This window comes from Actinomadura sp. WAC 06369 (assembly GCF_003947565.1).
Classification (GTDB): Bacteria; Actinomycetota; Actinomycetes; order Streptosporangiales; family Streptosporangiaceae; genus Spirillospora; species Spirillospora rifamycini.
In genome coordinates, this window is the sequence record NZ_QHJN01000010.1 from 1 (window position 1) to 19,639 (window position 19,639).

Genomic DNA, 19,639 nt, shown 5'->3' on the forward strand with positions numbered 1-19,639 from the left:
CCCTAGGGGCGGGCTCCCGCGGGACCGCGCGTCACCTCAGGTCGAGGCGGGCGAGGAGGCGCAGCGCGCCGGTGCGCTCGGTGATCGTCCGGGACGGGCGGGCGCTCGGCGTCCGCACCGCCGACGGGGAGCCGGTCCGGGCGGCGAAGGCGGTGCTGGCGGACGTCTCGGCGCCCGCGCTGTACGGCGGCCTCGTCGGCTGGGAGCACCTCCCGGCGCGGCTGCGCGAACAGATGCGGCGCTTCGACTGGGATCCCGCGACGTTCAAGGTCGACTGGGCGCTGACGGCGCCGATCCCGTGGACGTCGCCGGGCGCGGCGCGCGCGGGGACCGTCCACCTGGCGTCCGGCATGGACGCGCTGACCCGCTACGGCGCCGACCTCGCCACCGGGCGGGTGCCCGCCGAGCCGTTCGCGCTGCTCGGCCAGATGACGACCGCCGACCCCGGCCGCTCCCCCGCCGGGACGGAGTCGGTGTGGGCGTACACGCACGTGCCGCACCGGGTGCGGGGCGACGCGGGCCCCGACGGCATCACCGGCGCCTGGGACGCGCGGGAGCGCGCCGCGTTCGCCGACCGGCTGGAGGGGATCGTCGAGCGGCTCGCGCCCGGCTTCCGGGACCGGATCGCCGCCCGCCGGATCGTCGCCCCGCCGGACTTCGCCGACCGCAACGCCAGCCTGCCGGGCGGGGCGCTGAACGGCGGGACGTCGCTGCCGCACCAGCAGCTCGTGTTCCGTCCCGTGCCGGGCCTCGGCCGCGCGGAGACGCCGGTCGCGGGCCTGTTCCTGGCGTCGGCGTCGGCGCACCCGGGCGGCGGCGTGCACGGCGGGTGCGGGACGAACGCGGCCCGCGCGGCGCTCGCGCACGCGTCCCCCGCCGGACGGCTCGTCCTGACGCCCGCGCTGGAAGCGCTGCGCCGCGCCCTCACCGGCTGACGCGGGCCGCCGCCCCGCGCGTCAGGTCGCGGTCTCCTCGGCGGACAGCGGTTTCGCGATGTCCTCCAGCGACCGCCGCGCCGCCTCCACGCCGATGAACGCCTCCACCAGCCCCGCCGCGATCATCAGCGCGGCGCCCAGGAAGTACCCGTTGGCGACCGCGCTCAGCCTCTCCGTCTCCACCAGCCGGCCGAACAGGGCGGGGCCGATCACGCCGCCGAGCCCGGTGCCGACCGCGTAGAACGCGGCGATGGCCATCGCGCGGGTCTCCATCGGGAAGATCTCGCTGACCGTCAGGTACGCCGACGACGCGCCCGCCGAGGCGAAGAAGAACACGACGCACCAGCACGCCGTCAGCGTCCACCCGTTCAGCACGTCCGCGCGGAACAGGAACCCCGTGCCGATCAGCAGGACGCCCGACACGATGTACGACAGGGACACCATCGTGCGGCGGCCGACCGTGTCGAACAGCCGCCCGAGCAGGAACGCGCCCAGGAAGTTCCCGAGGCCGATCGGGATCAGGTAGTAGCCGATGTCGACGTCCGGGACGTCGAAGAACGTGGACAGCACCAGCGCGTAGGTGAAGTACACGGCGTTGTAGAGGAACGCCTGCCCGATGAACAGCGCCAGGCCGAGGACCGTCCGGCGCGGGTACCGGCGGACGGCCGTCTCGGCGATCTCCCGGAAGCTCACCACGCGGCGCTGCCGGACGCGGATGCTGGTCTCCGGACGCTCCAGCTCCGTGCCGGTCTCGTCGACGATGCGCCGCTCGATCCCGCCGACGACGTCCTCGGCCCGGTCCTCGCGGCCGTGGATGAACAGCCAGCGCGGGCTCTCCGGGACGTTGCGCCGGACGAACAGGACGCCGAGGCCGAGCACCGCGCCGAGCGCGAACAGCGCCCGCCAGCCGAGCTCCTCGGAGAACAGCGAGCCGTTCAGGATCGGGATGGACAGGGCCGCGGCGAACGCCGTGCCGATCCAGAACGACCCGTTGATGAGGATGTCCACGCGGCCCCGGACGCGCGCCGGGATCAGCTCGTCGATGGCGGAGTTGATCGCCGCGTACTCGCCGCCGATGCCCGCCCCCGTGAAGAACCGGCAGAGGTAGAACCACCACGGGCTGAACGAGAACGCGGTCGCGACCGTCGCCACCAGGTAGACGACCAGCGTCAGGATGAACAGCTTCTTGCGCCCGAACCGGTCGGTGAGGTGCCCGAAGAACAGCGCGCCCGTGCACGCCCCGATCACGTAGATCGAGGCGGCCAGCCCGACCTGCCCCTCGGTGAGGCCGAGGCCCCCGGACTCGCTGGTCAGCAGCGCCCCGACGACGCCGACCACCGTGACCTCCAGCCCGTCCAGGATCCAGACGGCGCCGAGCCCGATCAGGACGGTCCAGTGCCACCGGGACCACGGGAGCCGGTCGAGCCTTGCCGGTATCTCGGTCTCGATGACCCTGCCGTCCGTCGTCATGGTCTTCTTGCTTCCCGGACGGCGGTTTTTATGCGGAGGCGCCCTCGGGCCCGGTCCCGCCCCCGCGCCGCGGGGTTCCCTTGCGCGCCGGTTCATGCGACCTTGGCGGGACCGGAACCCCCTTGTCACCGGAGCGTGAGGCAATGCGGATTCGCGACATCCTGCGGAGGAAGGGCGACGCGGTGGTCACCGTGCCGCCCGGGAGCACCGTCCGGGAACTGCTGGCCGTCCTGGCCGAACACAACGTCGGGGCGGTGGTCGTGTCCGCCGACGGCGCGACCATCGCCGGCATCGCGTCCGAACGGGACGTCGTCCGGCGGATGCACGAGCACGGCGCGGCCCTGCTGGACCGCCCCGTGTCCGAGATCATGACCGCCGAGGTCCGCAGCTGCGCCCCCGGCGACCTGGTGCAGGACCTGCGGCTGACCATGACCGAGCACCGGTTCCGGCACATGCCCGTGGTGGAGGACGACCGGCTCGCCGGGATCGTCAGCATCGGCGACGTCGTCAAGAGCGCCATCGACGCGCTGGAGAGCGAACGCGAGCACCTCGTCGACTACATCCACAACGTCCAGTGACCCGCTACACGTAGGCGGGCAGCAGCCGGGCGGCGGGCGCGCCCTCCGCCCGCCGGTACGCGGCGGCGAGCCGGTCGATGGCCGTGCGCAGCACGTCGGGCGGCAGCACGTAGGGCAGGCGGACGTAGTCCTCCAGGACGCCGTCGGCCGCGAACACCGGCCCCGGCACGACCCGGACGCCGAACCGGCCCGCCGTCTCGGCAAGCTGCGTCGCCACCGGCGCGCCCAGCCGCGCCCACAGCGACATGCCGCCCTCCGGCAGCCGGAACTCCCAGTCGGGCAGCCGCTCCCGCAGCGCCGCGGCGAGCGCGTCCCGACTCTCCCGCAGGTGCGCGGCCCGCTCCGCCCGGACGTCCTCGACCCGCTCCAGCAGCTCCCGGACGATCAGCTGGTCCAGCACCGGGCTGGCCATGTCGAGCGGCTCGCGCGCCACGACCATGCGGCGCACGAGCGGCGCCGCCGCCCGGATCCAGCCGATCCGCAGCCCGCCCCACATCAGCTTGGACGCCGACCCGATCGTGATCACCCGGCCGCCGGAGTCGTACATCGCCAGCGGCGGCAGCCGCGGCGCGTCCGGGTCGTGCGCGAGGTCGGCGAAGATCTCGTCGGCGACGACGTACGCGTCGGCGGCCCGCGCGCCGGCCGTGAACGCGGCGCGGTCGGCGTCCGGCATCAGCAGGCCGGTCGGGTTGTGGAAGTCCGGGATCGTGTGCACCAGCCGGACGGCCGCCTGCCGCATCGTGGCCGCGGCCAGCTCGGCGTCCCAGCCCCCGTTCATCCCGACCGGGACCAGCCGCGCGCCGGCGGCCCGCAGCGCCGTCAGCGCGTGCGGGTAGGTGGGCCGCTCGACCATCACCGGGTCCCCGGCGTTCACCAGCATCCGGACGAGGAGCGTGAACGCCTGCTGCGCGCCGCTCGTAACGACGATCTCGTCCGGGCGGGTGGGGACGCCGCGGGCGGTGTAGCGGTCGGCGATCGCCTGGCGCAGGCAGGCGAGCCCGGCCGGCTCGTACCCGGGGCCGCGGCTGTACCGGGGCAGCTCGGCGACGGCCGCCGCCACGGCCTCGTCCAGGACGGCGGGGGCGGCGGGCGCCGCGCAGCCCAGGTCGATGAAGCCCTCGCCGTCCGGTCCCCCGTCGGCGAACGCGATGTCGAAGCCGGCGGCGCCGAACCCGCCGGGCGCCGCCCCGGCGACGCCGGGGGCCGGTGCGGCGGGCGCCGGGCGGCCCCGGCCCGCGCCGGGCCCGCCCTCGCCAGCCATCCGCACCGGCGGCAGCGCCGTCCAGCTCCCCGCGCCCTGCCGGCTCTCGATGTAGCCCTCCTCGCGGAGCCGGTCGTAGGCGGCCGTCACGGTGGTGCGGCTGACACCCAGGGCGCCGGCCAGGTCGCGTTCCGCGGGCAGCCGCGTCCGCAGCGCCAGCCGCCCGTCCAGCACGAGACCGCGCACGCCGCGCGCCACCGCCGCGTAGACCGGGCGCTCGCGCGGCACGTCGCCCAGCAGCCGGGCCAGCTGGTGCCCGCTCACATATCTGGTGCTCATACAGACCACTTTCGCACATTGGCTCTGTAGCCTCCAGGCCAATCGGGACAAGAGTGGCCTTGTCACACCGGAGCGAAGGAGCGGGAACGACCAATGGCCTTGATGGCACGCCGATTGGTGCAACTCTACGTCGGCCTGGCCCTGTACGGCCTCGGATTGGCCTTGCAGCTGTCCTCGAACCTGGGGAACGACCCGTGGGACGTGCTCCACGAGGGCCTGGCCCTGCGGTTCGGCCTGACGATCGGCACCTGGATCCTGATCGCGGGCGCGCTGGTGATGCTGGCGTGGATCCCGCTGCGGCAGCGCCCCGGCATCGGCACGATCAGCAACGTGCTCCTCGTCGGCGCCTTCACGGACGCGTTCCTGTGGCTGCTGCCCGCCCCGGACTCGCTCGGGGCCCGCGCGGCGTACCTGGTGACGGCCGTGCTGGTCGGCGGCTTCGCCACCGGCTGCTACATCGGCGCCGGGCTCGGGCCCGGCCCCCGCGACGGCCTGATGACGGGGATCGCCGCGCGCGGGCGCTCGCTGCGCGCCGTCCGGACCGGGATCGAGCTGACCGTCCTCGCGGTCGGCTGGCTGCTGGGCGGGACGGTCGGCGTCGGCACCGTCCTGTACGCGCTCGCCATCGGCCCGCTCACGCACGTGTTCCTGCCCATGCTCACGATCAAGGACCCGGCCCGCGACCCCGCCCCGGACGTCCCCGTCGACGTACCCGGCGACGTCCCGGCGCCGGTCGGGGCCCACGGGCCCGCCGCACCCCCCGAACCCGTCGGCGCCCCCGAACCGACCTGACGAGAACCCCGCGGTCCGCAGACCGTTCGTGGCGGGGCGTCCGGTCCGGGCGCGGTCAGTGCTCGGCGGCGAGCGTCGCCAGGACGGCCGCGAACTCCTCCGGCAGGACGAGCACGCCGTTCTCGTAACGCGTGTGCAGGTACGTCAGCTCGCCCGCGCGCCACCAGTAGAGCTGCGGGCTGAGCGACCCCGGGCCCTCGTGGTAGGCGCGGTACGCCTGCGCCCGCAGCTCCTCGGCGGCGGCCACGGCGGCGCGGTAGCGGGCGCGCGGGGAGCCCTCGGTCATGCGCAGCGGGTGCGCGACGATCAGGCTGCGGTTCGGGGCGATGACGAGCGCGCCGTAGGGCCCGATCGGCAGATACTCCTCCAGCCACGCCAGGTGCGTGACGGCGTAGAACGTCCAGCCGCGCAGCACCGACACCCGGACGCCGCGCAGGTCCTGCTCGACGACCTGCAGCGGCCCGTCCGCCCGCACGTTGGCTCGTCCGATCATGAACAGCGCGTCCCCGGAGACGGGCCAGCCCCGCATCTCCGTGGTGGTGACCGTCCGCATCGTGGTGGGGGTGTCGACGACGACGGCCTCGATCAGGCCGGGCGCGAAGGGGCGGGCGGCGAGGGTGCCGTTGTCGTTCTCGGCCGGGTAGATCCGGGTCCGCAGCAGGTGCTGGGCGAGGTCGAAGTCGCTGAGGTCGAGCGGCTCCTCGGTCGCGGTGACGACGGTGGTGACGTGGTCGGAGACCAGCGCGGGCCAGTCGTCGCGCGGCACCCGCCGGGCGACCTGCCGGACGTCCCGCATATTGACGTGCAGGCGCTGCGGGCCCTCCAGCAGCATGATGTCGCCGGGCGCGGGGCGGCACGCGTAGCCGAGGCTCTCGGCCACCAGGACCAGCAGCGATTCGAGGGTGCCGTCGTCCCACGCGTCCCCGCCCGCGTGCCGGCCGCTCATCGGGCGCCCCCCGCCGCCAGCGTGCGCCGGTCGGCGTCGAGGACGGCCGGGGCGCCGAGCTCGAGCGTGCCCTGGCGCGCTCCATGTCCGGCGGGGACGCCCGCCAGGACGGGCACGCCGAGCCGGGCGGTGAACACGGCGTCGAGCTCGTCCGGGTCGCCGCAGCGGTCCCAGGAGCCGAGGGCGATCCCGGCGGCGCCGTCGAACCATCCCGCCTGCAGCAGTTGCACGAGCATCCTGTCGATCCGGTAGGGGGCCTCGGTGACGTCCTCGAGGAACGCGATGCGGCCCGCGGCGGGCGGCGGCGCGTACGGGGTGCCCAGCAGGGCCGTCAGGAGGGAGAGGGTGCCGCCGGTGAGGGGGCCTTCCGCGCGTCCGGGGCGCAGCGCGCGTGCGCCGGGCAGTGCGGTTCCGCCGCCGAACAGCGCGCCGCGGAGCGCGTCGATCGACCAGGCGCGGTCGCCGTCCGTCCCGGACGCCGCCGTGTCGGGGCCCGCGAGGAGCCCGGCGGCCATCGGGCCGAAGGACGTGGTGATGCCGAGGCGGGCGCCGAACGCCGCGTGCAGGGCGGTGACGTCGCTCGATCCGTGCAGGATCTTCGGTGCGCCCGCGGCGGCGACGTCGGCCTCGGTGGCGGCGGCGAGGGCGGTCCAGTCGAGCAGGTCGAGGACGCGGGTGGCGCCGTAGCCGCCGCGCGCGCAGATCACCGCGCGCACGTCCGGGTCGCACCAGGCGTCCGCCAGGTCGGCGGCCCGTTCGGCGTCGCCGCCGGCGAGCCCGCGCCGGGCGTCGCGGGCGGGCGCGGAGCCGTCGAGGTTGACTCGGTCGAGGGCGTGCTTCCCGACCGCCACGTCAAGACCGAGATCGCGCAGCGCCGCTTCGCCGGCCGCGAGGCGGGCCGGCTCGACGGGACCGCTCGGAGCGACCACGACAACCCGGTCACCGGGGAGCAAACGCCTGTAAGTACGGACATTCCGCGTGTCCGCGCGCCGTGCGGACGGTTCCCCGGAGGGCGCGTCGGACGGCTCCTGTGCCGCCTCCGCGCGGGCGCCCCCGCTCATCAACCCGATCCCTCCTCAGCACCCGACCGTTAGAGCTTGTCAGGATCCGGACGTCGACGGAAGAGGCCGCCGGTCACGACCCGCCAACGGATGCGCCGCCGGATCCCGCCGGGACGTCGCGGCCGCCGCCCGGCGCGCGCCCGGCCACGGCGACCGCCCGGTCACTGTAGCGGTCGTCCGAGGGCCTCCGGGCGGACGCCCCCGGGCCTCCGGGGCGGCGCACGGCGGTCAGCGGACGGTGCCGAGCACCAGCCCCGCCAGTTTCGGCAGGGCCTCCCCGACCGGCAGCCGCAGGACCGCGTCGGCCAGACCATCGTACGGCGTTTCCGACGCGTTAATGATCACCAGTCGGGCGCCGTGCTCCACCGCCTCCAGGCAGAGGCCCGCCGCGGGCTGCACCGTCAGCGACGTCCCGACGGCCAGGAACAGGTCGCACTCGCGCGCGGCGGTGATCGCCGCGTCCAGGACGTCCTGCTCGAGCGCCTGCCCGAAGGAGATCGTCGCCGACTTCTGGACGCCGCCGCATTCGGCGCACGGCGGGTCCTCCTCGCCCGCGTCGACCCGCGCGAGGATCTCGGGCATCGGGGTGCGCAGCCCGCAGGACAGGCAGACCGCGTCGCGCATCGTCCCGTGGATCTCGATGACCGTGCCGGGCCCCGATCCGGCCCGCTGGTGCAGCCCGTCGATGTTCTGCGTGACGAGGGCCCGCAGCCGTCCGGCCCGTTCCAGCTCGACCAGCGCCGCGTGGGCGGCGTTCGGTTCGGCGTCCCAGGCGGGGTGGTCGCGGCGGGACCGCCACGCGCGGCGCCGCACGTCCGGGTCGGCGAGGTAGGAGCCGATCGTGGACATCGCCTCGGCCGTCGGGTCCTTGGTCCAGACGCCCTGCGGCCCGCGGAAGTCGGGGATCCCGCTGTCGGTCGAGATGCCCGCGCCGGTCAGGACCGTGATGGCGCCGACCGTCGGCAGGAGGTCGGCGAGCGTCTGCGGTTCGTCCATTCCTCCAGGCTAGAACGCGATCCTGCTAAATCGCTGTTTAACGGATGTGTATCGGACGCGCCCTACGGAGGGTCACGGACCGTCCACCCCGCAAAAGGTGACAAACTTGGCTCCGTATGAGGTCGACGCCGCACATCTTGGTGATCAACGGCACCAAGGTCCGCCGCCCCGTGTTCGTCCTGGGCGCTCCGCACTCGGGCACGGACCTGCTGGCGCGTGCGATCAAGAGGTCACCGGAGTTCCACCTGACGACCGGCCGTCCCGAGGTGCTGCGCGTCACCTACGCGTTCGCGCGGCGGCCCGCGATCGCCGGCGAGCGCGAGCGCGGCGCCGCCCGGGTGCTGCGCGACGCCTACGCGCAGGCGTGGCAGGTGTCGGCGCGGGCGTGCGGCGAGTGCCCGGCCGACTGCCGCGACCTCGGCGGGCTGCCGCCCGCCGGCGACGGCCCCGGGGACGCGACGTGCGTCGACGCGCGCGGCATCGCCCGGTTCGCCGACGCCTCCCCCGACCTGATCTACAGCGCCGACGTGCTGCTCGACGCGTTCCCCGACGCGCAGCTCGTCCAGGTGATCCGGGACGGCCGGGACGCCGTCGCCGACATGCTCGAGGACGAGCGCTGCCTCGCCTGGTTCCAGCCGGGCCTCGCCAACCTCGACACCGTCTTCCCGAACGCGTTCTTCGGCGTCGAGGACCACACCGAGCGCAGCCGCTGGCCGCGCGCGGCGACCGCCGTCAAGTGCGCGCTGCGCTGGCGCGGCGCGGTGCGGCTGAGCGCGAAGCTGCGCCGGCAGGTCCCCGAGGAGCAGCTGTTCACCGTCCGGTACGAGGACCTGGCCGCCCGGCCGCGCAAGCTCGCCGCCGACCTGTCCCGCTACCTCGACGCCGAGATCTCCCGCACGGCGCTGGGCGGGCTCGTCCGCGCCGCGGCGGGCGGCCGGACCGGCGACCCGCACGGGGTCGGGTCGTGGCGCGAGCGGCTGACGTCCCGGCAGGCCGCCCAGGTCGAGAAGATCGCGGGGATCGAGCTGGGCCGGCTCGGCTACCGGCTCGCCTCCGGCGCCTGATCCTCCGCGGCGCCGGGCCGCCACTCGGCGGCCGCCGGCGGCCCGTCGAGCGCGTCCCGCCCGATCACGCCGTCCGCCTCGCTCCCGCCGCTCCCGCCGTCGCTCTGGCGGGCGAACTGGGTGCGGTACAGCTCGGCGTACAGGCCGCCCCGCAGCAGGAGCTCCTCGTGCCGCCCGCGCTCGGCGACGCGGCCGCCGTCGATGACCAGGATCTGGTCGGCCTCCCGGACGGTCGACAGCCGGTGCGCGATCACCAGCGAGGTGCGCCCCGCGAGGGCGGACGCCAGGGCCCGCTGCACCGCCGCCTCCGACTCGGAGTCGAGGTGCGCGGTCGCCTCGTCCAGCACGACCACCGACGGCGCCTTGAGCAGCAGCCGCGCCAGCGCCAGCCGCTGCTTCTCCCCGCCCGACAGCCGGTAGCCGCGGTCGCCGACGACGGTGTCCAGCCCCTCGGGCATCTGGTCGACCAGGCCGCCGATGTGCGCCGCCTCGAGCGCCTCCCGGATCTCCTCGTCGGCGGCGTCCGGACGGGCGTAGCGCATGTTCTCGCGGATCGAGTCGTGGAACAGGTGGGCGTCCTGGCTGACCACGCCGATCTCCGCGCGCAGCGACTCCAGCGTCACGTCGCGGACGTCCGCCCCGCCGATCCGCACGGCGCCGTCCGACACGTCGTAGAGCCGGGACACCAGGTGCGTGATCGTCGACTTGCCGGCGCCGGACGGGCCGACGAGCGCCACGAGCTGGCCGGGGCGCACGGTGAAGTGGACGTCGTGCAGCACCTCGCGGCCGGGGGCGGAGTCGGCGCGGGCGATCGACTCCAGCGACGCCAGGGACACCTCGTCCGCCGAGGGGTACGCGAACCGCACGTGGTCGAACTCGATCGCGGGCGCGGCGGGCGCCGCGGTCGCGGCCCGCGGGGCGTCCGCGCCGTCCGGGCCGTGCGCGCCGGCCGCCGCCCGCCGGGCCTCGGCGAGCCCCCGCGCGTCCTTCCGGTCGCGGATGAGCGGTTCGAGGTCCAGCACCTCGAAGACCCGGTCGAAGCTCACCAGCGCGGTCATGACGTCAACGTGGACGTTCGACAGCGCGGTCAGCGGCCCGTACATCCGGGTCAGCAGGGTGGCGAGCGCGACGAGCGTGCCGAGCTCCAGCGCGTCGCCCACGACCAGCGACCCGCCGACGCCGTAGACCATGGCGGTGGCGAGCGCGGCGACGAGCGTCAGCGCGGTGAAGAACACCCGGCCGTACATGGCGGCGACCACGCCGATGTCGCGGACCCGCGCGGCCCGGCCGGAGAAGTTCTCCTCCTCCTCGGACGGGCGCCCGTACAGCTTCGCCAGCATCGCGCCCGCGACGTTGAACCGCTCGGTCATGAGCGAGCTCATCTCCGCGTCCAGCTTCATCTGCTCGCGGCTGACCCGCTGCAGCCGCTTGCCGACCCACTTGGCCGGCAGGACGAACACCGGGAGCAGCAGCAGCGCGATCAGCGTGACCTGCCACGACAGGATGAGCATCGTGACGAGCACCAGCACCAGGCTGATCACGTTCGACACGACCGACGACAGCGTGGTGGTCAGCGCCCGCTGCGCGCCGATGACGTCGTTGTTCAGCCGGCTGACCAGCGAGCCGGTCTGCGCCCGCATGAAGAACGCGACGGGCTGGCGCTGGACGTGCGCGAACACCTGCGAGCGCAGGTCGTAGATGAGTCCCTCGCCGACCCGCGCCGAGTACCAGCGCTGCGCCAGCCCGAGGACCGCCTCCACCAGCGCGAGCGCGGCGACGCCGACGGCCAGCCACACCACCACGGACTGCCGGCCGGGCACGATGCCCCGGTCGATGATCGCCTTCAGCAGCAGCGGGTTGGCGACCACGATGAGCGAGGCGAACGTGTTGAGGGCGAGGAACAGCGACAGCTCGCGGACGTACGGGCGCGCGTAGCCGACGATCCGCTTCACGGTGCCGGGCTTGAGCTTCTGCTGGGTGACCGAGCTGTCCCGGCGGAACGAGGCCATCACCTGCCAGCCGTTGCCCGGCGTTCCCGGCATGCCCACACGCGCCTCCGAGGGTCGCGGCGCGCCCGCGGAACGCGGGCGCGCACTCGTCATCGGGTCATCAAGTAAGCATCACAACGCGACGGCCCCCGCGGCCCTTCCGGTTTGAGCTGTGGGCGAAAACGCGCGTCCCCGCCGCGTCTCTGCCGCGTCTGTGGCGGTCTCCGCCGCGCTCGAGGCGGCGTCCCCGCCGTCCTAGCCCTGCGCGCCGAACATCTCCCGGAGCCGGCCGATCTGCTCGCGCCGCTCGGCGGCGCACTGCTCCTCGAGCGTGTTCTCGGCCGCCTCCCACAGCAGCCGCTTCGTCGCGACCGCCGCGCCCGGGTTCACCGCGAGCAGGGACGCGACGAGGTCGGCGACCGCCGCGTCCAGGCCGTCCGCCGGGACGACGATCTCGGCGAGGCCCAGCCGGGCGGCCTCGTCCGCGCCGACGGTGCGGGCGGTCAGGCACAGCTCCAGCGCGCGGCCGATCCCGACGATCTCCACCAGCGGCTTGGTGCCGGTCAGGTCGGGGACGAGCCCGAGCGCGGGCTCCTTCATGCAGAACCGGGCGTCGTCGGCGACGACCCGCATGTCGCAGGCCAGGGCGAGCTGGAAGCCGCCGCCGATCGCGTGCCCGTGGACGGCGGCGACGGTGACGATGTCGGGGCGCCGCAGCCAGGTATAGCCCTCCTGCAGCTCCGCGATGAACCGGTCGGTCGCCGCGGCGTCGGAGCCGTCGGTGAAGCCCTCGCCGCCGCCGGAGAACATCGACAGGTCGATGCCGGCGGAGAAGCACGGGCCCGCGCCGCGCAGGACGACGACGCGCACGTCCGCGGGGAGCGAGCGGCCGATCGCGGCGAGCCCGCGCCAGGTCGCGAAGGTCATCGCGTTGCGCCGCTCGGGGCGGTCGAGCGTGACGGTGGCGACGGCCCCGTCGATCTCCAGCGCCAGCCCGGCCTCGGCCAGCTCGGCCGCGCCCGGGGCGGCGGGCGCCGCGCTCTCCTCGGCGCGCGCGTGCACGTCGGTCATGTGTCCCCCTCCTGGTGGGCGGCCTCCCGAGGGCGCGCCCGAACGGCTCGGCTGCGGCGGTGCACCGCGCACCGGACCCGCCTCGCCGTCCACGAGGCGGGGCCCATGCCGATCCCGCCGCGACCGAACCCTACTCGGTCGGTCGCGGCGCCTGGTCGGGCGTCCCGTCCAGGGGGGACGATCCCCGCCGCGGCCGGGCCTGACCCGTTGCCTCCGCTCGGCGCCGGTCGCGCCGAAGGCGGCCGCAACGGGTCAGGTGGGGCGCTGCTCCGGGGGTCGGCGTCCGGTCAGGACTTCTTGCCCCGGGTCGCGCCGCCGCGACCGCGAAGGTTGACGCCGGACTCGGTCAGAATCCGGTGGATGAAGCCGTACGAGCGGCCGGTGGCGGCTGCCAGGGCGCGGATGCTCTCGCCGGATTCGTACCTCTTCTTCAGGTCCGTCGCCAGCTTGTCGCGCTCGGCACCGGTCACGCGGGTGCCCTTCTTCAGGGTCTCGGCCACGAGTACCTCCCGTAGTGATGTGGTGACCGCTGCGTTATCCCCCGCCATGATCAGTCATTCCCGGCCGTTCGGCTACCCACTCGGCGAGAAAAGATCTGCGGAAGATGCCGCGCAGGTCACGCGAGCGTCACCAGATCGGCAAACTCGTCACTCCAGATATCCTCCACACCATCCGGAAGCAAGATCACTCTTTCCGGAGCGAGCGCTTCGACGGCGCCCTCGTCGTGGGTGACCAGGACGATGGCTCCGGCGAACGTCCGCAGCGCCGCGAGGATCTCCTCCCGGCTCGCCGGGTCGAGGTTGTTGGTGGGCTCGTCCAGGAGCAGGACGTTCGCGCTGGAGACCACGAGCATCGCCAGTGCCAGCCGGGTCTTCTCGCCGCCGGACAGGACGCCCGCGGGCTTGTCGACGTCGTCGCCGGAGAACAGGAACGAGCCCAGGATCTTGCGGACCTCGACGGGCGCCATGCCGGGCGCGGCGGACTGCATGTTCTCCAGCACCGACCGTTCGACGTCCAGCGTCTCGTGCTCCTGGGCGTAGTAGCCGAGCCGCAGCCCGTGGCCGGCCTCGACGCTGCCGGTGTCGGCCTCGTCCACCCCCGCCAGCAGGCGCAGGAGCGTCGTCTTGCCCGCGCCGTTCAGGCCGAGGACGACGACGCGGCTGCCCTTGTCGATCGCCAGGTCGACGTCGGTGAAAATCTCCAAAGATCCGTACGATTTCGACAAACCCGTCGCGGTGAGGGGGGTCTTGCCGCACGGCGCCGGGTCCGGGAAGCGAATTTTGGCCACCTTGTCGGCCTGCCGCTCGCCCTCGACGCCCGCCAGCAGCTGCCGGGCGCGGCGGTCCATCTGCTGGGCCGCCTTCGCCTTGGTGGCCTTGGCGCGCATCTTGTCGGCCTGGGACAGCAGCGCGGACGCCTGCCGATGCGCGTTGGCGCTCTCGCGCTTGCGGCGCCGCTCGTCGGTCTCCCGCTGGTCGAGGTACTTCTTCCAGCCGACGTTGTAGATGTCGATGACGCTGCGGTTGGCGTCCAGGTGGAAGACCCGGTTCACGACGGCGTCCAGCAGCTCGACGTCGTGGCTGATGACCACGAGGCCGCCCTGGTGCGACTTCAGGAAGTCGCGCAGCCAGACGATGGAGTCGGCGTCCAGGTGGTTGGTCGGCTCGTCCAGCAGCAGGGTGTCGGCGTCGGAGAACAGGATCCGGGCCAGCTCCACCCGCCGCCGCTGCCCGCCCGACAGCGTCCCGAGGGGCTGCCCGAGCACCCGGTCCGGCAGGCCGAGGCTGGACGCGATCGAGGCGGCCTCGGACTCGGCGGAGTAGCCGCCGAGCACGTGCAGCCGCTCCTCCAGCCGCCCGTAGCGGCGGACCGCCTTGTCCCGCGCCTGGCCGGTGGCGGTGGCCATGGCCTCCTCGGCGGCCCGCAGGTCGCGGACGATCTCGTCCAGGCCGCGCGCCGACAGGATGCGGTCGCGGGCCAGCTCGTCGAGGTCGACGCCGCGCGGATCCTGGGGGAGGTAGCCGATGGTGCCCGAGGAGGTGACGGCGCCCTGCGCGGGGAGCGCCTCCCCCGCCAGCACCTTGGTGAGGGTCGTCTTCCCCGCGCCGTTGCGGCCCACGAACCCGACCCGGTCGCCGGGATTGACCCGGAACGAGGCGGATTCGATCAGCAGCCGGGGCCCGGCGCGCAGCTCGATGTCTTTCGCGATGATCACAGTGACAGGGCTCCCCTGGACGGGACGGTTCGACGGGCAGGCGCACGAAACGGCGCGCCGCACGGTCCGGTGACCGGGGCGCGCCAGAACGGCCTGTCAGTTCGGGAGCGAAACCATCGGTCCAGTGTACGTGACCGCGTCCCGCCCCGTTCCATACTTTTTCGCCGCCCCGTCGAACACGAGTGCGAACGCGACCGGGGTATGGGGAGGACGCACGGGTCAGAGCGTGCGACGGGGACGCCGGGCCGGAGACGGCCCACGACCAAGGAGCGAGTCGGAATGACGCACGTCACGAGCAACGCGCCCGAAGGGACGCCGAACTGGATCGACCTGGGGGTCCCGGACGTCGAGCGGGCCAAGGCGTTCTACGGTCCGATCTTCGGCTGGGAGTTCCGCGACACCGGCGCGGAGACAGGGCACTACAACCTGTGCCTGCTGCGCGGCGAGTCCGTCGCGGCGGTCATGAAGAACCCGGACGAGGACGCCGACGACTTCTGGTGGGACGTCTACTTCGCCACCGACGACTGCGACGCGACGGTCGCGCGGGTCACCGACGCGGGCGGCGAGGTGGTGGAGCCCGCGATGGACGTGATGGACCTCGGCCGGATGGCCATCGTCCGCGACCCGCAGGGCGCCCAGTTCGGCCTGTGGCAGGGCCGCGCGCACATCGGCTCCGCCTACGTGAACGAGCCGGGCTCGCTCGTCTGGAACGAGGTCGTCACCCCCGACCCCGAGGCCGCGCTCGGCTTCTACGCCGCCGTGTTCGGGCACCGGGGCGAGGCGATGCCCGACGAGGAGGCGGGCGGCATGGACTACACCGTCCTCAAGCGCCCGGACGGCCGCTACATCGGCGGCGTGATGGGCGAGCCGGGCGCGGGCGGCGCGTCGTGGCAGTCGTGCTTCGCCGTCGCGGACGCCGACGAGGCCGTCCGGCTGGTGCGCGAGGGCGGCGGCGCCGTCGACCGGGAACCCGTCGACTCGCCGTACGGGCGGTTCGCGTCCGTCCGCGACCCGTTCGGCGCCCGGTTCCAGCTGATGAAGCCGGCGCCCGAACCGGCGGGGTGACCCCGCCGCCGGTGCCGGGCGGGCGCGCGCCCGCCCGGCACCGGCCGGCCGGTCAGTCCTGGCGTTCGGCGGCGAGGCGCTGGTTGATCGTGTGCTGGAGCCGCTGCAGCCCGGACGTGCCGACCGTGCCGATCTGGCCCTCGAGGTCGCGCAGCAGGACGTCCTCGTTCATCACGACCTCGGACGACTGCATCAGCACGGTGCCCTGGCCGGTGAAGTCGAACTGGTGCTCCTCGCCGGACGCGCCCCCGATGCCGAACGCGGCGCGCGCGGCGCCGAGCGCCCCCCGCATGTACGCGTGGTCGTAGTGGTGGCAGGGGGACGGGCAGTCGGCCCAGCCGAGCAGCGCCTGCGGGTCGACCCGGACGGGCGGTTCGACGAAGTGCACGGGCCCGTTCGAGGCGGCCACGAACCGTCCGGTGCCGATCAGCGTGAGGAATCCCGGGATGATCGACTGCTTCAGTTCCAGGCCGGGCTCGAACGCCAGCAGGTTGCCGGCGCGGACCGTGAGGTTGCCGTCGTCGAGGTCGAAGGAGTTGACGTCGAAGCCCCGGTCGGCGAGCAGCAGCTTGCCCTGCCCCTGCGCGACGATCCAGTCCTGCGCGTAGAGCGGGGAGTTGAACGTGTGCGCGACGAGGGCGTCGAGGGGCCCGGCCGACAGCGCCTCGAACCTGATCTGCCCGTAGTAGGCGATCATCTTGCCCTTCTGCGCGAACCACTGCCCGTTGAGGTCCACGCTGAAGGCGTAGGGGTTGACGTTGTCGTTGGCCGGGAGCGTGCCGGCGTTCCAGGTCTGCGTGCCGTAGCTGGTCACGGTCAGATCTTCCTCTCGCTGGCCTGGACGTAGACGACGCCGGAGCCGCTCAGCTCGAGCTGGAACGCCTCGCCGGAGCCGCGGCCCACCAGGTCGCGGAGTCCGACGGCGGTGCTCAGCTTGTTCTGCACCTGGCCGCGGTGGGCGACGTACGCCTGCGGGTCGACGTGGACGGGGCGCTGCGGGGTGATCGGCATCTCCATCACGCCGCCGTGCGACAGCAGCGCGCAGGAGCCGCGGCCGGTGAGCGTGGTGGTGAACAGGCCCTGGCCGGTCACCGCGCCGCGGATGACGCCGCGGACGCCGCCCTGCTCGCCCATGAACATCGTCCCGACCTGGAGGGTCGCGTCGTGCACGAGGAGCCGGTCGGCCTCGACGAACAGCGTGTCGGAGCCGTCGAGCTCGACCGTGGTGACCTCCAGGCCCGCGTACCCGAACATCACCCGGCCCTGCCCGGTGACGTGCATCATCGAGGTGCGCTCGCCCGCGACGGCGCGTCCGAGCGTCTGGCCGAGGCCCTGCCCGGCGGTCGCGGACGGCGCGAACGACACCGGGCCGGTGTAGCCGAGCATCGCGCCGCGCCTGCTGTAGACCTCCCGCCCCGGCCCGACCTGCACCTGGAGCATCTTGGAGTTGATCGACTGGTATCCCGGCATCAGATCTCCAGAATGCCGCCGCGCTCGGCGGGCTGCACGTAGACCAGGCCGTGCCCCTGGTACCGGAACTGGACGCTCTCCCCGGACCCCTGGCCGAGGACGGTGCGGAAGTTGACGTCGGTGACGACGTCCTGCTCGAGCCGGCCGATGTGCCCCACGTAGGCGTGCGGGTCGACGCTCAGCGGCGCCTGCGGCGTCACCTCGAGGGCGATCGCGGGCCCGTCCGACAGGATCGCCGCGGTGCCGTGCCCGTCGACCTTGGTGGTCGCGAGGCCCTGCCCGCTCCCCATCCCGCGCAGCCCGACGAAGTGCACGCCGGTCTGCAGGCCGCCGTCCAGGGCGAGGAGGCTCTCGGACTCCACGTAGAGGGTGTCGCCGGCGAGCTGGACCAGGGTGACCTCGGTCGCCTCGCTCGCCAGGTACACCGTGCCCTGGCCGCTGATCTCCATGAGGGTCATGCTCTCGCCCGCGATCTTCCGCTTCAGCGCGCCGCGCAGGCCCTCGCCCCCGCTCATGCCCTGCCGCTTGAAGGCCATCTGTCCCTCGTAGGCGACCATGGAGCCGTTGAGCGCCCTGATCGACTCGCCCGCGAGATCGACGGCCAGCATCTTGGAGCCGTTCAATCGAAATTGCGCCACGGGCCGATAACATACCGGCCTGCCCCCGCCCAACCACAGGCATCGACCGTGAGCGGACCGGCGCGTTGCGGACGGGACCGCCCGGTGATCGGGAAGGATGGCGCCCATGTGGATCGCTCCCGAACGCCGCAGCATCAGCCGGTGGGCCGTCCCCGGCCTCGTCCTGGCCGCCGCGGTGGTGGTCGGCGCCGTGCTCGCCGCCGACGGCCGCACCGGCACCGGCGCGGTCGCGCTCTGCGCGCTCGCCGGGTACGCGGGGCTGCTGGCGCACCGCAGGCACGACGCCGGCCCGGCCCTCGGCGAGGGGTTCGGCACCGGGCACCGGACGCGCGCGCACCGGCGCGGCGCCGCCGTCACCGGGGACGTGCTGACGGTCGCGGTCGTCGCGGCGCTGACCGTGCAGGCGCTGCGCGGCGCCGAGATCGCCCCGTACGCCTGGCTCGCCGCCCTCGCGGGCGTCACCTACCTGCTGGCGACGCTGTTCGCCGGACGCGACCTGTGACCATCGTTTATGATCATGTGGGGCACGTCTGACCTGGCGAATTGTGCGTGAACAACTCCTGACAACTGGGGTTTCGGGCGTATAGAGGCGGCATCATGCGGATGTGTCAGCCCTTGATGTCCTTCTCCCCGCCCGCGCGGTGTTCCACCCGGTCGTCGACCTGGGCAGCGGCGCCGTCGTGGCCGTGGAGGCGCACGCGGGCCCGACCGCGGACCCGTCCGCCGGGCCCCTCCCGGACCCGGCCGCAGACCTCCGCCCCGACCCGTACGCCGCACCGCCCGCACCCGCCGGACGGCCCGATCCCGCCGCCCACGACGTGCGCCGCGCGGTCGACGCGGCGGGCGCGGCGGCGGAACTCGGCACGCGGCTCCCGCTGCTGGTCGGCCTGCGCGCCGAGACCCTCGCCGCGGGCGAGCACGTCCTGTCCGCCCTGCACCGGGGCCTGGGCTCGGCGGGACGCCGCCCCAACGAGATCATCCTGTGCGCGACCGGCGGGTTCCCGCCCGGGATCCGGCCCGCGGTGGCGGCCGCGCTCGGCGGGCTGCGCCGGGCCGGCTACCTCGTCGGGCTCGCCGGGCTCGGCGCCGCGCACGCGCCGCTGGACCTGCTCGCCGACGTCGCCCCCTACCTGCTCAAGCTCGACGCCGACCTGGCCCGGCGGACGCCGGGCGAACCGCGCCGCTCCGCGCTGGCCGGGAGCCTGATGGACCTGGCGCACCGGCTGGAGACGCACGTCCTCGCGCCGGGGCTGGAGACCCAGGACCAGGTGCTGCACCTGCGCGGGCTCGGCGCCCGGCTCGCCCAGGGACCGGTGCTGGCCGGGCCGGAGTGGCGGCCGGGCATGCCGGTCAGCGTCCCCGTCGCGGCGCGCGAGGAGCCGGCGGCGCGGCTCCCGTACGCCTCGCTCGGGCCGCGCGTGTCGGAGTTCACCCTGCCGGCGATCACGCTGCCGCACACGGCCACCGCCGACGAGGTGCTGGAGGCGCTGAACGCCGAGAGCGGCGTCACCAGCATCGTCCTGGTGGACGAGCGGCAGCGCCCGTACGCCACGGTGGACCGGACGCGGTTCCTGCTGCGGCTGTCGGGGCCCTACGGGCACGCGCTGCACGCCGCCCGGCCCGCCGCGCGGCTCGCCGACCGGCCCCGGCCGGTGCCGCGCACCGTCCCGGCGGTGGCGGCGCTGCGCGCGGCGGGCCGGGAGGACGAGCGGGTCTACGACGACCTGGTCGTGGTGGACGAGGTGGGCCGCTGCCTCGGCATCGTCCGGGTCGCCGACCTCATCCGCGGCCTGTCCCCCTGACCGCGCGC

General features: G+C 74.3%; 19 protein-coding genes. 7 read left to right on the top strand and 12 right to left on the bottom strand.

The genetic code is table 11. The features are described 5' to 3' along the window. Positions 1-71: 71 nt before the first annotated feature. Positions 72-935 (top strand): phytoene desaturase family protein, encoded by an 864-nt coding sequence (locus DMH08_RS04340; protein ID WP_199747615.1) that lies wholly within the window; start codon positions 72-74, stop codon positions 933-935. 21 nt (positions 936-956) lie between these two features. Here DMH08_RS04340 and DMH08_RS04345 read toward each other — a convergent pair whose 3' ends face one another. After that, entirely contained in the window at positions 957-2,405 is a 1,449-nt protein-coding gene (locus DMH08_RS04345) for an MFS transporter (protein WP_125611863.1), read from the bottom strand. Positions 2,406-2,548: 143 nt separating this feature from the next. Between DMH08_RS04345 and DMH08_RS04350 the strand changes: the two genes are divergently transcribed. Continuing rightward, complete coding sequence (locus DMH08_RS04350) at positions 2,549-2,983, top strand: CBS domain-containing protein (protein ID WP_125611865.1); 435 nt, start codon at positions 2,549-2,551, stop codon at positions 2,981-2,983. 4 nt (positions 2,984-2,987) lie between these two features. On the opposite strand, the gene yczR is transcribed toward DMH08_RS04350, so the two are convergent. Continuing rightward, a complete protein-coding gene (gene yczR / locus DMH08_RS04355) occupies positions 2,988-4,523 on the bottom strand; it encodes a MocR-like transcription factor YczR (RefSeq protein WP_125611867.1) in 1,536 nt (511 codons plus the stop codon). A 117-nt stretch (positions 4,524-4,640) separates the two neighbouring features. Here yczR and yczE point away from each other — a divergent pair, with 117 nt between their 5' ends. Beyond that, entirely contained in the window at positions 4,641-5,315 is a 675-nt protein-coding gene (gene yczE, locus DMH08_RS04360; protein ID WP_442778625.1) for a membrane protein YczE, read from the top strand. A gap of 55 nt (positions 5,316-5,370) precedes the next feature. On the opposite strand, the gene DMH08_RS04365 is transcribed toward yczE, so the two are convergent. The 3 genes from DMH08_RS04365 to DMH08_RS04375 all read right to left on the bottom strand — a co-directional run bounded on the left by DMH08_RS04365 (position 5,371) and on the right by DMH08_RS04375 (position 8,318). Continuing rightward, positions 5,371-6,261 (bottom strand): hypothetical protein, encoded by an 891-nt coding sequence (locus DMH08_RS04365; protein WP_026406014.1) that lies wholly within the window; start codon positions 6,259-6,261, stop codon positions 5,371-5,373. After that, positions 6,258-7,190, bottom strand: a complete 933-nt coding sequence (locus DMH08_RS04370) for a S66 peptidase family protein (RefSeq protein WP_233617388.1) — start codon at positions 7,188-7,190, stop codon at positions 6,258-6,260. The genes DMH08_RS04365 and DMH08_RS04370 overlap by 4 nt, the downstream gene beginning before the upstream one ends. Before the next feature lie 360 nt (positions 7,191-7,550). Continuing rightward, the gene (locus DMH08_RS04375; RefSeq protein ID WP_125611871.1) at positions 7,551-8,318 is read right to left on the bottom strand and encodes an SIR2 family NAD-dependent protein deacylase; all 768 of its coding nucleotides are present in this window, start codon (positions 8,316-8,318) and stop codon (positions 7,551-7,553) included. Between the two features lie 116 nt (positions 8,319-8,434). Between DMH08_RS04375 and DMH08_RS04380 the strand changes: the two genes are divergently transcribed. Then, complete coding sequence (locus DMH08_RS04380; RefSeq protein WP_125611873.1) at positions 8,435-9,382, top strand: sulfotransferase family protein; 948 nt, start codon at positions 8,435-8,437, stop codon at positions 9,380-9,382. On the opposite strand, the gene DMH08_RS04385 is transcribed toward DMH08_RS04380, so the two are convergent. From DMH08_RS04385 to DMH08_RS04400, 4 genes are all read right to left on the bottom strand, one after another. Continuing rightward, positions 9,358-11,424, bottom strand: coding sequence for an ABC transporter ATP-binding protein (locus tag DMH08_RS04385; protein ID WP_084551324.1), 2,067 nt, complete (start codon positions 11,422-11,424; stop codon positions 9,358-9,360). The genes DMH08_RS04380 and DMH08_RS04385 overlap by 25 nt on opposite strands. Positions 11,425-11,625: 201 nt before the next feature. Further along, the gene (locus tag DMH08_RS04390) at positions 11,626-12,441 is read right to left on the bottom strand and encodes an enoyl-CoA hydratase/isomerase family protein (protein ID WP_051301594.1); all 816 of its coding nucleotides are present in this window, start codon (positions 12,439-12,441) and stop codon (positions 11,626-11,628) included. A 287-nt stretch (positions 12,442-12,728) separates the two neighbouring features. Then, a complete protein-coding gene (locus DMH08_RS04395) occupies positions 12,729-12,941 on the bottom strand; it encodes a helix-turn-helix domain-containing protein (RefSeq protein WP_026406019.1) in 213 nt (70 codons plus the stop codon). A gap of 116 nt (positions 12,942-13,057) precedes the next feature. Then, positions 13,058-14,656 (bottom strand): ABC-F family ATP-binding cassette domain-containing protein, encoded by a 1,599-nt coding sequence (locus DMH08_RS04400; RefSeq protein WP_125611875.1) that lies wholly within the window; start codon positions 14,654-14,656, stop codon positions 13,058-13,060. 279 nt (positions 14,657-14,935) lie between these two features. On the opposite strand from DMH08_RS04400, the gene DMH08_RS04405 reads away from it, so the two are divergent. Beyond that, positions 14,936-15,721, top strand: coding sequence for a VOC family protein (locus DMH08_RS04405; protein WP_026406021.1), 786 nt, complete (start codon positions 14,936-14,938; stop codon positions 15,719-15,721). A gap of 52 nt (positions 15,722-15,773) precedes the next feature. Here DMH08_RS04405 and DMH08_RS04410 read toward each other — a convergent pair whose 3' ends face one another. The 3 genes from DMH08_RS04410 to DMH08_RS04420 are packed head-to-tail and all read right to left on the bottom strand — an operon-like array spanning position 15,774 to position 17,829. After that, on the bottom strand, positions 15,774-16,535 hold the full coding sequence (locus DMH08_RS04410) for an AIM24 family protein (protein ID WP_034521797.1): 762 nt from the start codon (positions 16,533-16,535) through the stop codon (positions 15,774-15,776). A 2-nt stretch (positions 16,536-16,537) separates the two neighbouring features. Further along, positions 16,538-17,191 carry an AIM24 family protein gene (locus DMH08_RS04415; protein WP_026406023.1) on the bottom strand — a complete coding sequence of 218 codons (654 nt, stop codon included), beginning with the start codon at positions 17,189-17,191 and terminating at the stop codon, positions 16,538-16,540. After that, positions 17,191-17,829 (bottom strand): AIM24 family protein, encoded by a 639-nt coding sequence (locus DMH08_RS04420; protein ID WP_233617389.1) that lies wholly within the window; start codon positions 17,827-17,829, stop codon positions 17,191-17,193. The genes DMH08_RS04415 and DMH08_RS04420 overlap by 1 nt, the downstream gene beginning before the upstream one ends. A gap of 106 nt (positions 17,830-17,935) precedes the next feature. Between DMH08_RS04420 and DMH08_RS04425 the strand changes: the two genes are divergently transcribed. Both DMH08_RS04425 and DMH08_RS04430 read left to right on the top strand, forming a co-directional pair. Further along, complete coding sequence (locus DMH08_RS04425; protein ID WP_125611876.1) at positions 17,936-18,331, top strand: ABC transporter permease; 396 nt, start codon at positions 17,936-17,938, stop codon at positions 18,329-18,331. Positions 18,332-18,434: 103 nt separating this feature from the next. Next, entirely contained in the window at positions 18,435-19,631 is a 1,197-nt protein-coding gene (locus DMH08_RS04430; RefSeq protein ID WP_125611878.1) for an EAL domain-containing protein, read from the top strand. Positions 19,632-19,639: the final 8 nt, after the last annotated feature.